Genomic DNA, 14,469 nt, shown 5'->3' on the forward strand with positions numbered 1-14,469 from the left:
AGTCCGACCCACCGAGAGGCTCACCATGTCCGTCCACGCCACCCCCAACCCAACCAGCGAGGTCGACCCGACCACGGTCACGGCCACCGAGGTCGTGCTGCCCGGCATCGTCGAGCCCGACGGACTGCACGTGCACCGGCGCCGGCTGCCGCCGCCCGGTACCGGGCAGGTGCACCTGACGATGGAGGCCACCGGCGTCTCCTTCGCGGAGCAGCAGATGCGCCGCGGCAAGTATTTCGACCAGCCGCCGTTCCCGTTTGTGCCTGGCTACGACGTCGTCGGCACCGTCACCGCGGTCGGCCCAGACCTCGACCCGACGCTGGTCGGCCGGCGATTCGCGGTGCTCACCAAGACCGGCGGCTGGGCCAGCACGTTGCTGGTGGACGCCGCTGATCTGGTGCCCGTGCCTGCCGCACTCGACCCAGCCGAGGCCGAGACCGTGGTGGTTAACGGCATCACCGCCTTCCAGATGCTGCACCGCAAGGCACACATCCGGGCCGGCCAAACGGTTCTCGTGCACGGCGCCAACGGCGGCGTCGGCAGCACGCTGGTCCAACTCGCCCGGCACGCCGGTGTGCGGGTGATCGGCACGGCCTCGCCCCGGCACACCGACGCCGTCCAGGCGCTGGGCGCCGAGCCGGTCGACTACAACGATCCCGACTTGCCCGGCCGGGTCCGTGAACTGGCTCCGGGCGGCGTGGACGCCGTCTTCGACCACGTCGGCGGCCCCGGCCTGGTCGACTCCTTCTCGCTGCTGGCCCGAGGTGGGACGTTGGTGTCCTACGGCAGCGCCGCCACCAAGGACGACGCCGGCAACTCCCGGCTCCCGATCCTGACGCTGTTCGCCCGGCTGCTGATCTGGAACCTGCTACCCAACGGCCGACACGCCTCCTTCTTCAACATCTGGGCCGGCCGACGCCGCCGCGAGCGCTTTCAGGCCCGGCTCCGGTCGGACCTTACCGCGGTGTTCAACCTGCTCGCCGCGGGCGTGCTCACGGCCCAGGTAGCCGCCCGGCTACCGCTGGACCAGGCCGCGGCCGCGCTCCGGCTCGCCGAGTCACGCACCGTCGTCGGCAAGGTCGTTCTCCTGCCCCCTGCTCCCACCGCCTGACCCCCATCCGCACGAGAGACTCAGGAGCTGATCGATGTGATCGAGGCACGCGCACTGACCAAGTCCTACGGGCCTAGAACCGCCGTTGCAGATCTGAGCTTCACCGTGCAACCCGGCATCGTGACCGGCTTCCTCGGGCCCAATGGCGCCGGCAAATCCACCACCATGCGGATGATCCTGGGCCTGGACGCCCCGACCTCGGGCAGCGTCACGGTCAACGGCCGCCGCTACACCGACCATCCGGCGCCACTGCACGAGATCGGCGCCCTCCTTGAAGCGCGCGCCGTGCACACCGGGCGTTCCGCGACCAGTCACCTGCGGGCGCTCGCCGCCACACACGGAATCGGCCGACGCCGGGTCGCGGAAATCATCGACCTGGTGGGTCTCCACGACGTCGCCTCACGGCGAGCCGGCTCGTTCTCCCTCGGCATGGGCCAGCGGCTCGGAATCGCCTCAGCCCTGCTGGGCGACCCGCAGACACTCATGCTCGACGAGCCGGTCAACGGCCTGGACCCGGACGGCATCCGCTGGATCCGAAACCTGCTGCGCAGCCTGGCCGCCGAAGGCCGCACGGTCTTCCTGTCCTCGCACCTGATGAGCGAGCTCGCACTGACGGCCGACCACCTGATCGTCATCGGTCAGGGCCGACTGCTCCGCGACATGCCGCTCACCGAGTTCATCGCCCAGGCGGGTCCCGGCACCGTGCGGGTCCGCAGCCCGCAGACCGGCGCTCTGAGTGACGTGCTCGTCGGTCCCGACGTCACCGTGACGACCTCCCGGCCGGACGACCTTCAGGTCCAAGGCCTGACCTGTGACGAGATCGGCATGCGGGCGTCCGCCGCCGGGATCACCCTGCTCGAGCTCACCCCCGTCCCGGTGCCGTTGGAACAGGCCTACATGAACCTCACCGACGAAGCCGTCGAGTACCGCGGCGGCGGCTCGCCGAGCCCTGAACAGACCCCTCCCCCCGTGCCCACCGGCCCCTCGCAGGTCGCCTTCCGAACTGGAGTCGCAGCATGAGCATCACCAGCCACGTGACGCCCGCCGGCACCGCAACCGCTGCGGAGATCCCGCCGTCGACTGGTTCACGACCAATGAGTGCCGACGCTCGCGTCGTCACGCTGCCGCGCGTCGTCCACTCCGAGTGGATCAAGTTGCGATCGCTGCACTCCACCTGGTCGATTCTCGCTGCCGCTGTTGCCGGGATGTTGATCTTCGGAGCCGTCGTCGCGATCAACACGCGCACCGGAGGAGCGCTGGAAGCCGAGGACGCCGCACTGTCCGGCACTTTGCAGGGCTACCTGCTGGCCGAGCTGCTGATCGGCGTGCTCGGCGTGCTCTTCGTATCCGCTGAATACGGCACCGGCATGATTCGCTCCACGTTGGCCGTCGTCCCCCGCCGCTGGCCGGTACCGCTCGCCAAGGCGGTCGTTCTGGCTGGCCTCGTCCTGGCCACCATGACCACCGCCTCGCTGGCTACATTCCTCGGCGCGCAGGTGGTCCTGGGCGCCGACGGGCACTCCCTGACTGATCCCGGTGCGGTACGGGTGGTGTTCGGCACCGCCGTCTACCTGACCCTCATCGGCCTGCTCGGCAGCGCCATGGGCTGGCTGCTGCGCAACACCGCCGCCGGTATTGCGGTGCTGACAGGTCTGCTGCTCGTCGCTCCCGTGTTGACGCAGACACTGTTAGGTGCGTTCGGCCGAACCATCGCGCCGTATCTCCCCAGCTTGGCCGGCCAGTCCCTGGCCGTCAGCGACTCAGGTGCGGACGCACTGAGCCCGACTGTCGGATCAGCCGTGCTCGTGGGATGGATCGGCATCGCCCTCGTTGCGGCGATCATCCGCCTGACACGCCGCGATGCATGATCAACGCGCGACAAAGCAGTCCGGTCTCCCACCGCACGCCGAGATCCTCTCGGAAGGAGGTACACCGCGGGAGCTCTCGATTGTTGCGCTGGTCATCGCTGGTGCCCATCGCCGCGCTCGACGTGACGATGTTCCTCGCCTGGCAGTAGGGCTACGACGCTGTCACGGTCACCCGCGAGAAAGCGCTTGCAGGGTCGACCTGTACCGGCTGAACCTGCCAAAGGAGTATCCCCGACGACCACTCGCACCGAACGAAGCCTGTGGTGGGCCGCGCCCACCGTCCTGCTCGCCGCAGCCGTGATCAAGCTCGGCGGCTGGAGCTGAACACGAGTCATTCACCACCGAGGTCTGCTCACTGGCATCCGCACTCAGGGTGCCAGTGAGCGCACTCCACCTTTCCAAGAAGCTTGTCGCCGATGACGTCGGGTATCACTAGTCGAAAAGTGTTCGACACGATGGCCGCCAGAGAAACTATCTCCCCAGCGTGCTCTCATCGCCAAGGCCAACCAGGCAAGACCTGGTGACGAGCCCACGACCACTCCTGCTAGGCAAGCTCTCGCGTCGTTGTTGCACTCTCTATCGTCGTTGTTGCACTCGTGTCCCCTCCGTATGGCATCGGCGCGCTGGACATGGCACTGAAAGCGCTCGGGCGGCCTTATCGCTGACTCCAGGGTCCCAGCGCTCACGTTGAGTCGACGGCGACGCGCTCCAAGGTTGCGACGGTGGCCGGCCGAGTGTTCGTCCGGGCGGTGTAGCTCCTAACGTGAAGCCATGGTTTTGTCCTCGCCGGGTGACCTGCTGATCTACGTCCCCGACGCTGCGGGACCTAGCGGCCTCTCCGCCCTGCTCGGCGAGCTTGTCGACGATGAACTCATGCAATCCGTCGCCGCCGTCTCACTCGCCGCGATCGTGACACTCGTGTACCGCTGGTGGTCCCGCCGCCGACCCGACGAGTAGGGCCCACAGTTCGGGCGTGCTCCGTCGGACAGTACCGGCGGGTTCGGGGGCGCGGATCCCGACGAGCGCAATCAGTTGGTTGCGGTCGTCGGAGCAGACCGCCAGCACGACGCGGTGACATCGGCACATCGCACGGGACCGTGATGACCTCACGGGCACCTGCGACGTGCCCCCTCAATGGGAAGAACGGTTACGGCCGGACTGTCGCCCTCGGCCGCGACCGAGGAGCGCTGGCGGCCGTGGGCGACCTGTGGCGAGCCAGTTGGGGAGTGTTGCCAGTCGGCCCGGGGCTACGGTCGAGCACCGGAGCGGCCAGCCTCCCCGATTGCTTCCGTGTTGCTCGATGGTCGGCCGCGTCATCGGCTGCAGAACCCAGCCTCTGCCCGGTGTGGCATGAGCGGCGGTGCTGGACACATACGGGGTGATGAGTATTGACGCCGTTTTCGCCGACCTGTATCGGGCCCATCACGCGGCCGTCTGCAGGTACATCGCGCGGAGACTCGGCCCTTCCGACGATCTCGAAGTGCGGGACGTCGCGGCGGATGTCTTCACCACGGCCTGGCGCCGCCGGTCGGTAGTGCCGTTGGACCCCTTGCCTTGGCTGTACGGCGTCGCCCGACGCGTGCTGGCCAACGAGCATCGCAGCTCGCAACGCCGCCAGCGGTTGACCAGCCGACTGATCTCCGGTGCAGGCGAGTCACTCACCGAGCCATTGCACAGCGACCGCCCCCTGGTCCTCGACGCGCTGGAACGCTTGTCCCCGTCAGACCGCGAGGTGCTCGCTCTCGCTGCGTGGGAAGGGCTGAGTTCCGCTGAGATTGCTGTCGTCCTGCGGTGTTCCCGGTCGGCCGCGTCCATGCGCCTGCATCGGGCTCGGGCGCGCCTCCGCGAGGCCCTAACGGCTCTCGCTCCGCCCTCGACCTCACGTTCCGCCCACGTCCACGCCAAGAGTGCTCCCTGTGAACGACGACCTGAACCTGCTCGCCGCTGCCGATCCAGCGCCAGCGAGCCGTTGGCCCCAGCAGCCACTCGACGAGGCCGCGGAATGGCAGTTGCGAAGGCTTCTCCTAAGCGGTCAGCATCCCTCGCTAACAGGCCGAAGGGTTTGGGCGACCGCGAGCGCGACTGGAGCGGCCGGCATCCTCGCGGCGATGGTGCTCGTGGCCAGTTACCCGACGCAGACCACAGCATCTCCGGCCCCCGTGGTGGTTCAGCCCGTTGCGGCACCCGCTCCGCTTGTCGTCGACCCGAGCGCGCCGGTGCCAGCCCTAACCGATCTCGCGACCATCGCAGCGCAGCGGGCCGCCGGTGGACGGCCCTCGGCCGTCCTGGGCGGGCACCTGGGCACGTGGTTCCTGAGCTTCGGAATTGCAGGGGAAGGCACCCCCGCCATCGTCCTACCTGACGAGCAACTGGCCGTTCCCACCGCGGATGGTGGCTTGACAGTGACGCGAGTGCCCGCCGACCCCACTCTCCCCCAGCAGGTCCGGCTGCACCCGGGACGCACAGCCCTTAACGACGCTGAAGTGACGGTCCTCCAGGCGGCCGATGTGGCAGCCAATGCCATTCCGAACGCCCCGCCGCCGACCGACTCGGAAGCGCTGACCGCATACCTGTCCGCCGCCGCAGCTACCGCTCCCTCGAACGACGCAGTGGCCATGACGGCAGCACTCGAGCAGGTCTTGACCAACTGGACGCCAGGGCCAGCAGAAAGCGCAGCAATAGCGAGTTGGCTCGCTCAGCAGCCCAGCTTGACCGCACTGGGCGCCGTGACCGACCGTCTCGGCCGGCCTGGAGTGGCCTACAGGATGGACGCCACCAACGGCGAGGGAGCTGCCGCGACGAGGCGGACGATTGTTCTGAGCCCGTTCACGGGCGCCGTACTGTCCATGGAACTGTCCTTTCTCGACGACCCCGGGGAGTACGACGTCAAGCCGTACGCGGTGATCAGCTATGAGGCTTACGACCTAGAATAAAAGCGCTTGCATCCGGACGAGCAGCGCTGGCATCGGGTTGACACGTCAGGTCGCCTTGAGGATGACCTCTTCTGCCAGCCAGCTGGCCACGCTCACCGGGTAGGGGGCCGGCAGCATGAAGACGATGTGCGCGAAGCCAGCATCGATGGCTCGCTGCATTGCATCTCTGGTACTGCCGGGATCGTCGTAGGAGGCCGGTAGCACTAGCGAGCGGGCGATCGTGGCCGGATCACGGCCAATGTCGGCGCAGAGCGCGTCCAGCATGGCACCCCTGGCAACGGCGTCGGCGAGATCGTCGCCCGGGTAGTTCCAGATGTCGGCGTGCTCGGCGACCACGCGCAGCGTCGCCCGAGCCCGTCCACCGACCAGGACCGGCGGACGACGCACCGGCTTGGGGTTGCAGAACCCCCCGGTGAGCTGCACATGGATACCCGGGAAGTCGAACGGCTCGTCCTCGGTCCACAACCTTCGGATGACGGTGAGCGACTCGGCGAGGCTCGCGACGGCGTCGGCAGGATCAGCAAAGGGCAGTCCGTGCGCCGCGTACTCGCGGTGGGCCGCCGGCTCCGGGCGGGAGCCGACGCCGATGCCGAACTGCAGTCGCCCATTCGAGACGACGTCCACGGTCGCAGCGATCTTGGCCAGCATGGCCGGTGGCCGGAAGCGGTTGCTCGTCACCAGCAGGCCCAGGTGCAGCCGCTCGGTGTGCGCGGCCAAGGCCGACAGCAAGGTCCACCCTTCGAACGCCGGTCCCTTCGGGTTGCCGCTGATCGGCATCAGGTGGTCGAACAGCCACGCGTGCTCGAGCTCTGCGATGCCGTCGGCCTCGCGCCACACGCTGAGCAGGTCGGCGTACTCGACCTGCATCGGAACGGTCATGATCCCGAAGCTCGGGTTCACTTGGACACGGTCCGACCGACCGGCGCGGCGTCGGCTGCGCGGACTGTGGGCCAAGCAGCGTCATCGAGCTTGAGGGCGGTGCGCAGCCATGCAGTGGTGACCCGTTGGATGAGGGCGACCCGCTCAGGATTCTCATCCGTCGTCGCGGTGACTCCGTAGCCAGTGATTCCACCGAGCGAGTGCTCACCACCTGCCACGGTGAGCAGATCCGTGGCGCCCGGACTGAGCCTGTAGACGTCGGTGAACCAGTCCGGCCCCCGGGTGGACAACATCGATTGGTCGGCGTCACCGGCCACCACCAAGGTCGAGGTGGTCAGCCCGGTGAAGTCCGGGCGCATAAAGGCGAAGTTCTCTGCCGCGAACGGCGTCAGGTCCTCACCGGTGCCAGTGGTGGCCAGGAGGACCCCGGCAGTGATCCGGGGGTCGCGAACGTTGTCACCCGGGATGCCGTCGGCGTCGAGCACTCGAGCGCCCAGCAGCATGCCCACGGTCTGGCCTCCCCAGGAGTGGCCGGCTGCGGCGATGCGGCTGCGGCTGACGCGTCCGGCGAGACCGGGAACGGCGGCCTCGATGAGGTCCAGGGAGTCCACAACGCGGGTGACGTCTTCGACCCGTATGCGCCAGATCTCAGGGTAGCGGGGGTCGGCGGGCGTGAGGCCGAGGGTGTGCGAGTCGAGGAGCGTGGGCTGGATGACCACGAACCCCGAGCTCGCCCAGGCGTCGGCCAGCGGGGCGTAGTCGTTCATCGAGTGACCGAAGCCGTGCGCGAAGACGACAACTGGCAGGTCGACGCCAGTTGTCGGCGCCGAGACACTGACCTGCAGGTCAACGCCGCGGTCCGGAGCGGGGATGATAACGGGTCGCACGGAGATGATGGGAGAGGTTGTGCTGCTCATGGACAGGCGCCTTTCGGGGAGAGGTGCGCTCCGGGTCTGACATGATGACCTAAGCGGAACCGTGCTCCTCTACCGTACCGGAACATTGATCCGCTTACAAGGCACTGTCGAGGGAGGGCACGTGACCGACGTCGCGGCCGGAAACGAGGTACCGCGCAGGCGGGCTGACGCCGTACGGAACAACGGCGTACTGCTCGACGCAGCGGCGGCGGTGTTCGTTCGGGCCGGCGTGGAGGCGCCGGTACGGGACATCGCGACAGAGGCCGGCGTCGGGGTGGGCACGATCTACCGCCACTTCCCCACCCGGACGGACCTGATCGTCGCTGTCTATCGCCACCAGGTGGAGGCCTGTGCGGCTGCCGGTGAGATCTTGCTGGCCGAGGAGGAGACGCCGTACGCCGCGATGGTGCGGTGGATCGATCTGTTCGTCGACTTCCTGGTGACGAAGCACGGCCTCGCGGCAGCGATGCACTCCGACGCGGCTGGCTTCGAGACGCTGCATGCCTATTTCATCGATCGGCTCGTACCCGCGTGTGCGCTGCTGCTCGACGCCGCGATCGCGTCCGGGGAGGTTGACACCAGGATGAACGCGCTGCAGCTCATGTACGGCGTGGGCAATCTCTGCATCGGCGACGACGACCCGCGCTACGACGCCCGCCTGCTGGTCACCCATCTGTTGGCGGGCCTTCGCCGTGGGTGATCCCCGAGGACTGCTCGATGAGCTTTGGGGTCGCAGATACCAAGCCGTCGCCAGCGACCCGTCAATATCGCTTCGCCTGGATGCCGCGATGACGATGCGGTCCCGCAAGGCGCTGCCTCGCGAACCTCTCCGGCCGGCCTCGCGCCCGGCCTGCGTCGGCTAGCTCCGATCCTGCCGTTCTTGTGAATGTGCCGACGAGGCGACCACGGCTATGACCCGTGTGCAGCCCAAGAGGCGGAGACCGTGATCGGGTTGGGCCCGTCGTCGCCGCGCCCCATGCGGCCAGCCGCAGTCGGCCGATTGCGCTTGACCACAAGCTAGGCTGGCCGAAGTGCACCGGTGGGTGAGGTCGCCAGCAAGGGCAGCAGCAAGACATGGCGGCCGCTGGGTGCACCCCTCGCCTCTGAGCCCGGGACGGACTGCGGTTGGGGCAACGCGTCGTCCGGACCACCGAGTGTCCCGATGCCGGCAGCGACCGGGCCAGCAGAGCGCAGCCCACGGCCGTGAGGACTGCCGTCGCTACGCAGCACGCCCGCAGGCCCCGCATCGAACAACTCCACTCAGCCCATTCCGCGTGCTGACCACCGCCTGGCCATCAGGGGCATGAGGCACCGGGGCGGCCGGGCAAGGCCCGGGTCACCAAGCGATCAATCCAGAGGAGTCGGCGAAGGAGCCGGTCGGCACGGCCATCTCTCCTGTGACCGCTCGCACGATGGCGCGCACACCATGCTCCGGGGCGTCGGTGCCTCGATGGCCGTTGAGGTCGGTGGCAGTGAAGCTGGGCGTGACGGCGATCTGCCGGACGTCGGGGATGGCCACCGCCAACTGAGAGGTGAGCATGTTCAGTGCCGCCTTGGAGGAGTTGTAGGCCGGAACGGTGAAACCCGACTCCATGGCTTCGGGATCGGTGGTGCGACGCAGCGAGCCGAGACCGCTGCTCACGTTGACCACAAGCGGGTCGTCGCTCGCGCGTAGCAGCGGCAGGAACGCATGCAACACGCGGACCGGCCCGAAGACGTTGACGGCGTAGACCTGCTCCAAGTCGGTGGCGGTCACCTCAGCCGCTGGGGTGGGTACCGAGATGCCGGCATTGTTGACCAGCACATCGAGGCTGTCGGTCTCCGATGCGACCTGCGCTGCGGCAGCGGCTACCGAATCGTCTCGGGTGACGTCGAGCTGGACGGGGCGACCGCCGATCGCGGCGGCGACGGCCCGCGCCCTGGCAAGATCCCGAGCGGCGACGTAGACCGTGTGGCCTGCGGCGGCCAGCTGGATGGCGGTCTCCATCCCGAGGCCCTTGGCGGCTCCGGTGATCAGTGTTGTGGTCATGTCTCCACCGTCCGCTGACATCTCGAGCCCCGGCAGTAGTCCCTTCTTCCTGGGTCTGGCAGTACCAGGCTGGCTCAGCCGGGGGGAGGCACACTTGGTTCCGTGACCGACCTGGGTGACCTGTTGCGGAGCTGGCGGAATCGGGTGTCACCGCAGTCAGTTGGATTGCCGGAGCATGCTCCGCGCCGGACGCCAGGGCTGCGGCGCGAGGAGCTGGCTCTCCTCGCCGGCGTGTCGGTGGACTACCTCACTCGATTGGAACAGGGCCGGGCCACTGCGCCATCGGCGCAGGTGCTCGGCGCGCTCGCCAGGAGTCTGAGGTTGTCCGACGACGAGCGCGATCACATGTTCCGGGTGGCCGGCCAGGGGCCGCCGTCTTCCGGGCGCATCCGGGCGCATCTGCCCCCCGGGGTCCAGCGGCTGTTGGACCGACTGGATGAGATGCCGGTAGCCGTCTATGACGCGAAGTGGGAGTTGCTGGCCTGGAATTCTCTGTTCGCTGCTCTACATGGCGACCCCACGGAACGTCCTGCGGGAGAGCGGAATCTCGCGTGGTCGCACTTCGTCGGCCCGGGGACCCGCATGAAGCACACCCCGGAGCAAGAAGGCTGGTTCGCGGCTTCCCTCGTCGCCGACTTGAGAGCGGCGACCGGCCGCTACCCTGCCGATGAGGCACTGGCTGATCTCGTCGTGCGGCTGCGTGACCGCAGCACCGCCTTCGCCCAGCTGTGGGCGTCCGGTGTTGTCGGTGGGCACCAGTCCGCTCGGAAGACCGTCGAGCACCCGCAGGTCGGCGCGGTCACCCTGGACTGCGATGTGCTAACGGTCTCCGGCAGCGACCTGAGGATCGTCACTAACAGCGCGGCACCAGGCAGCCCGGACGCTGACGCGTTGGCTCTGCTCGCAGTTCTCGGTACGCAGCAGCTCGCCGACCAAACCTGACGTCTCAAACGCCCGGCAGGGATGCGTGGGGGCCTGTACAGCAGCTTCGGCAGACCTGTCGGTGAGACGTCCTGTCGGGCCTAGTGCATGTCGACACCGTCGGGGACGGACAGTCACTGGCGGGTGATTCCTTGCTGCAGACCGACGACAACCAGCCCTGCAGCGGCTGGTCGGCATCGGTTCGAGCAGAGGAGTCGTTCTGCCCGCATGCCCAGTCGCGCTGGCTGACCAGGTTGGCGCGCCACTTGTAGAACGCCTGCTGGGAAGAAGCCCAGCACCTGACAGGCCACCGCGACGGGGATTTTCTCGACGGCGAGCCCTGGACCAGCGGGCGTCATTCTGGGAGCAGTCACGGGCGAAGTAGGCCGTCGCCCGGCGCAGGATCTCGTTCTCCTGCCGAGGCCGCTTGTCCGCCGGCGCAGCTCACGAACCCCAGCCGACTCCTCCTTTGACCCGCCGCTGCCGCGGTCACCGGCCACGGGTGGCGCCAGCCCATCGCCTCGGTCGGCGATCCTCAGCCAGCGCTGCAGATAGGACTCCGAGATCCCGAGATCGCGGGCGACCTGGAGGATCGACGCCTCGGAAGTGTCGGCCGGATCATGGAAGCCAAGTCGATAGCGCGGCGAGGATGAAACGCCGGCGTAATTGCGGGAATGCTTGTCGTAGCGGGTGGCCAACCTGCGCCTCTGTTTGACCTGGCAGAAGCCGCTTTTGACGACGTTGCGGCGGGCGTAGCGAGCGGCGCTGAAGCCGACCGGGCGGCCGCCGGCGGCGCCACGTCGACGATCATCGCGGCGTACTCATGATCGAGTCGAGCGTTGTCGTCCACCAGCAAGCTGTAGCCGCCAGCGCCCCGCCGTTGCGCTGGGAGGCGGAAGGGGCGACCGGTGACCAGGTTCAGCGCTGCACCGAGGTCGGCGATGCCGTCGGCTCCGCGGGCGAAGCCGCGGACGCGCAGGCGGCGGAAAAGTTCGGCGTCGACGAGGATGCCGTTGACCCGGTGCCGCACGGCCGAGGTGGCGATGAGCCCAGAGGACAGGTACTCGGCGCCGGTTGCCGGATCGGCGCCGAGCCAGGCTCGCACCACGGAGATGGACTGGCGAACCTTGGTCTTGCCGACGACGTCGGGCTCGTCGGGCCAGATGGCGGTCGCGTACCGCTCGCTGATTACGCCGCCCCGCCGGGTCGCCAGTAGGCGACGACCTGGGTGTAGAACTGCCGGCAACCCGTTCTTCGTCCGCGCGCTCGTCTGGCTGTGGGAGGACGGCGGAGCCGCCGCGCTGGCGGCCGTGCCCCCCGGTGTCCGCGACCTCCTCCGGTTCCGCCTCGCCCAGCTGCCCCAGGCGACGCAGCTGCTCCTCCGGCAGGCCGCCGTCCTCCGCAAGCGGCCCGACGTCGACCCGCTCACCGCGATCGCCGGTGACGAGGACGCGGTGCTCGATGCGGTCGAGGCCCGCTGCTCGCCGGCTTTCTCGAGGAGGACGGCGCCTGTGCTTCTCCTTTGCCCTGGTGCACGAGACGCTCTACGCCGACGTGCCGGCCCTGCGACGGGCGCGCTGGCACGCCGCCGCCGCCGGTGGCTCGCCGCCCACCGGCCGGGGGACGTCGAGACGCTCCCCCACCACCTCGTCGCCGCCGGGGGCCGCGCCGACCCCGCCGAGGTCGCCCTCGTCGCCCGGGCTGCGGCCGAGCGGGCCGAGCAGCGCACCGCGTTCTCCGCGGCAGCCCGCCTCTGGCAGGCGACGCTGCACGCGCTCGACCGAGCAAGCGAGGACGACGCCGGGACCCGGCTCCCCTGCTCACAGGCCTGGCACGGACGCTCGCCGTCGGCGGACGCCTCGACCAGGCCCGCCAGCACCAGGCCGCGGCGGTCGACGGGCCGGGACGGTCGGCGACCCGGTGCTCACCGCGCGGGTGCTCGGCGCCTACGACATCCCGGCGGTGTGGACCACCAATGACGACGAAGACCTTTCCGCCCACCTGGTCGCCGCGGCCGAGCGGGCGCTGACCGCGCTGCCGGCCGGGCACGACGCCGAAAGGGCCCGGCTGCTGGCCACGATCGCCATGGAGCGGCGCGCCGAACCCGGACCGCAAGCCGGGGCCGCCGCACGGGAGGCCGAGGAGATCGCCCGCCGGCTCGGCGACCGGCGGCTGCTGGCCGTGGCACTCAACGGCCGGTTCCTGCAGTCTTCGGCAAGGCTGGCCTGGCGTGCGAGCGTGCGCAGATCGGCGAGCAGCTGGTCGAGCTGGCTGTCGGCTCCCCCGGCCTGCTCCCGGTCGAGGTGGTCGGCCACCTGGTCGCGCTGCAGGCCCGCGCCGCGCTGGCCGACCTCGACGCCGCCGACCGGCACGCCGCCGCCGTCGACGCAGACCTGCCGCTGGCCGGCGCCTGCACCGACGGCTAACGGACGCCGCCATCTCGCACCTGGCTGCGGCGGCCACCCTGGCCCACCGGGTGGGCGCACCTCACTGGGCCGCCGCCGCTCGTACCGCAGTCGTCTGCTGAAGCCTGTGCGGCTCCCCCGTAACACGCGCGAGGGATCTGGCGGTGTGTCGGTCAGTCGCCGTGCTCGACGACGGCGGTGACGCGGATCTCGACGCGCATCTTGAGTGCACCCAGGGCTGCAACGCCGGTCTCGGTCCAGATCGGCGATCGCTCGCCCATCCGCTGGCGGAACTGCTCCACCATGACGCGGTTGTGCACCTCTCCGATGAAGTCGGCGGAGTCGGGGATGTGGTAGGAGTCCACGGCGATGACGTCACGCCAGGTGGCGCCGGCCAAGGCGAGAGTTCGCTCCACGTTGTCGAACGCTTGGACAATCTCGTCTTCGAGGGCCTCCGGGAAGTTCCATTCGTCGTCCCAGCCGCCCTGACCCGAGGTCTCGACGCGGTCGGCGACGCGGACCGCCTGGTTGTAGTGCATGGCGGCTAGTTGCGTCTCGCCGTATCCGGGGGTGGCGAAGAACTCTGGCTTGCTCATGGTGACCCTCTCGATTGACTTCATGCGTAAAGTGAAAGTAGCACGCATGCTTCACGCGTGAAGTGACGAGGTCTCACAGGGAGGACCCCAATGGCCACCGCCGCAGTTCCGGATCCTGGCGAAGACGCCTCCGAGGGGACGCTGTGGCTGACCGCGGACGAGAAGGCGGCCTGGACCGGCCTGGTCTCGCTGATTCTGTTGTTGCCGGGGCGGCTGGAGTCGCCGTTGCAACACCAGTCCGGCCTGAGCCTCTTCGACTACCTGACCCTCAGCCACATCTCGGAGGCCCCGGGGCGCCGCCTGCGGATGAGCGAACTGGCCTACCTGGCCAACGGCTCCCTCTCGCGCTTGTCCAACGTCGTCAAGCGGTTCGAACAGCGGGGATGGGTGCAGCGCTCGCCCGACCCCGACGACGGGCGATACACCATCGCTGCCCTTACCGACACCGGCTACGAGGTGGTGGCTGCCGCCGCGCCCACGCACGTGTGCGCGGTGCGGCAGTTCGTGCTCGACCCGCTCACTGCCACCGACCGACAGGCGCTGGCCCGCATCGCCGCCAAGCTGCAGGTGCGGCCCGTGGATCTGGCGTAGGAGTAGCCGTGAGGGAATAAGCTGGTCAGCGTGTGCTCCACTGGAAGTGGACCCGCTCATCGTCACCCGAGGCCTAGTTCGCTCGGACGGTGACCGCTGTAGGTGCCGGCGGAGGCGCCTCGTGACCGTCACCGTCGGGAACGCCACGGCAGGGGTCCACCGGCGCGACCACGCCGGTCGCATGCGTCCGCGACGTGCCCGTACAGGCAGCGCAGGCAG

General features: G+C 69.0%; 16 protein-coding genes and 1 pseudogene. 11 read left to right on the forward strand and 6 right to left on the reverse strand.

All coding sequences use genetic code 11. The features are described from left to right. Positions 1-25 precede the first annotated feature (25 nt). The 6 genes and pseudogenes from WA616_RS08880 to WA616_RS08905 all read left to right on the forward strand — a co-directional run bounded on the left by WA616_RS08880 (position 26) and on the right by WA616_RS08905 (position 5,912). Positions 26-1,111 (forward strand): medium chain dehydrogenase/reductase family protein, encoded by a 1,086-nt coding sequence (locus WA616_RS08880; protein WP_336029010.1) that lies wholly within the window; start codon positions 26-28, stop codon positions 1,109-1,111. 36 nt (positions 1,112-1,147) lie between these two features. Further along, positions 1,148-2,131, forward strand: coding sequence for an ABC transporter ATP-binding protein (locus WA616_RS08885; protein ID WP_336029012.1), 984 nt, complete (start codon positions 1,148-1,150; stop codon positions 2,129-2,131). Next, positions 2,128-2,979 (forward strand): ABC transporter permease, encoded by an 852-nt coding sequence (locus tag WA616_RS08890; RefSeq protein ID WP_336029013.1) that lies wholly within the window; start codon positions 2,128-2,130, stop codon positions 2,977-2,979. Before WA616_RS08885 ends, WA616_RS08890 begins: the two co-directional genes overlap by 4 nt. A gap of 771 nt (positions 2,980-3,750) precedes the next feature. Next, a complete protein-coding gene (locus tag WA616_RS08895) occupies positions 3,751-3,936 on the forward strand; it encodes a hypothetical protein (protein WP_336029014.1) in 186 nt (61 codons plus the stop codon). A gap of 424 nt (positions 3,937-4,360) precedes the next feature. Next, a pseudogene (locus WA616_RS08900) lies at positions 4,361-4,822 on the forward strand (RNA polymerase sigma factor); the annotation flags it as partial. A gap of 73 nt (positions 4,823-4,895) precedes the next feature. Continuing rightward, the gene (locus WA616_RS08905; RefSeq protein WP_336029288.1) at positions 4,896-5,912 is read left to right on the forward strand and encodes a hypothetical protein; all 1,017 of its coding nucleotides are present in this window, start codon (positions 4,896-4,898) and stop codon (positions 5,910-5,912) included. Positions 5,913-5,957: 45 nt separating this feature from the next. Here WA616_RS08905 and WA616_RS08910 read toward each other — a convergent pair whose 3' ends face one another. Both WA616_RS08910 and WA616_RS08915 read right to left on the reverse strand, forming a co-directional pair. Next, complete coding sequence (locus tag WA616_RS08910; RefSeq protein ID WP_336029016.1) at positions 5,958-6,812, reverse strand: LLM class flavin-dependent oxidoreductase; 855 nt, start codon at positions 6,810-6,812, stop codon at positions 5,958-5,960. After that, positions 6,809-7,708 (reverse strand): alpha/beta hydrolase family protein, encoded by a 900-nt coding sequence (locus tag WA616_RS08915; RefSeq protein WP_336029017.1) that lies wholly within the window; start codon positions 7,706-7,708, stop codon positions 6,809-6,811. The genes WA616_RS08910 and WA616_RS08915 overlap by 4 nt, the downstream gene beginning before the upstream one ends. Before the next feature lie 121 nt (positions 7,709-7,829). On the opposite strand from WA616_RS08915, the gene WA616_RS08920 reads away from it, so the two are divergent. Further along, a complete protein-coding gene (locus WA616_RS08920; RefSeq protein ID WP_336029018.1) occupies positions 7,830-8,408 on the forward strand; it encodes a TetR/AcrR family transcriptional regulator in 579 nt (192 codons plus the stop codon). 636 nt (positions 8,409-9,044) lie between these two features. Here the strand turns inward: WA616_RS08920 and WA616_RS08925 are convergent. Beyond that, entirely contained in the window at positions 9,045-9,737 is a 693-nt protein-coding gene (locus WA616_RS08925) for an SDR family NAD(P)-dependent oxidoreductase (RefSeq protein ID WP_336029019.1), read from the reverse strand. 102 nt (positions 9,738-9,839) lie between these two features. Here WA616_RS08925 and WA616_RS08930 point away from each other — a divergent pair, with 102 nt between their 5' ends. Further along, a complete protein-coding gene (locus WA616_RS08930) occupies positions 9,840-10,679 on the forward strand; it encodes a helix-turn-helix transcriptional regulator (protein ID WP_336029021.1) in 840 nt (279 codons plus the stop codon). Positions 10,680-11,481: 802 nt separating this feature from the next. After that, entirely contained in the window at positions 11,482-11,874 is a 393-nt protein-coding gene (locus WA616_RS08935; RefSeq protein WP_336029022.1) for a hypothetical protein, read from the forward strand. A gap of 328 nt (positions 11,875-12,202) precedes the next feature. On the opposite strand, the gene WA616_RS08940 is transcribed toward WA616_RS08935, so the two are convergent. Then, the gene (locus WA616_RS08940; protein WP_336029023.1) at positions 12,203-12,430 is read right to left on the reverse strand and encodes a hypothetical protein; all 228 of its coding nucleotides are present in this window, start codon (positions 12,428-12,430) and stop codon (positions 12,203-12,205) included. 174 nt (positions 12,431-12,604) lie between these two features. Further along, positions 12,605-12,973 carry a hypothetical protein gene (locus WA616_RS08945; RefSeq protein ID WP_336029025.1) on the reverse strand — a complete coding sequence of 123 codons (369 nt, stop codon included), beginning with the start codon at positions 12,971-12,973 and terminating at the stop codon, positions 12,605-12,607. Here WA616_RS08945 and WA616_RS08950 point away from each other — a divergent pair. Beyond that, entirely contained in the window at positions 12,962-13,084 is a 123-nt protein-coding gene (locus WA616_RS08950) for a hypothetical protein (RefSeq protein ID WP_336029026.1), read from the forward strand. The genes WA616_RS08945 and WA616_RS08950 overlap by 12 nt on opposite strands. Before the next feature lie 152 nt (positions 13,085-13,236). On the opposite strand, the gene WA616_RS08955 is transcribed toward WA616_RS08950, so the two are convergent. Continuing rightward, positions 13,237-13,683 carry a Rid family hydrolase gene (locus WA616_RS08955; protein WP_336029028.1) on the reverse strand — a complete coding sequence of 149 codons (447 nt, stop codon included), beginning with the start codon at positions 13,681-13,683 and terminating at the stop codon, positions 13,237-13,239. Positions 13,684-13,749: 66 nt separating this feature from the next. Here WA616_RS08955 and WA616_RS08960 point away from each other — a divergent pair, with 66 nt between their 5' ends. Beyond that, positions 13,750-14,250, forward strand: a complete 501-nt coding sequence (locus tag WA616_RS08960) for a MarR family winged helix-turn-helix transcriptional regulator (RefSeq protein WP_336029029.1) — start codon at positions 13,750-13,752, stop codon at positions 14,248-14,250. The last annotated feature ends 219 nt before the right edge of the window (positions 14,251-14,469 follow it).

The organism is Geodermatophilus sp. FMUSA9-8 (genome assembly GCF_037034165.1).
Lineage (GTDB): Bacteria > Actinomycetota > Actinomycetes > Mycobacteriales > Geodermatophilaceae > Geodermatophilus > Geodermatophilus nigrescens.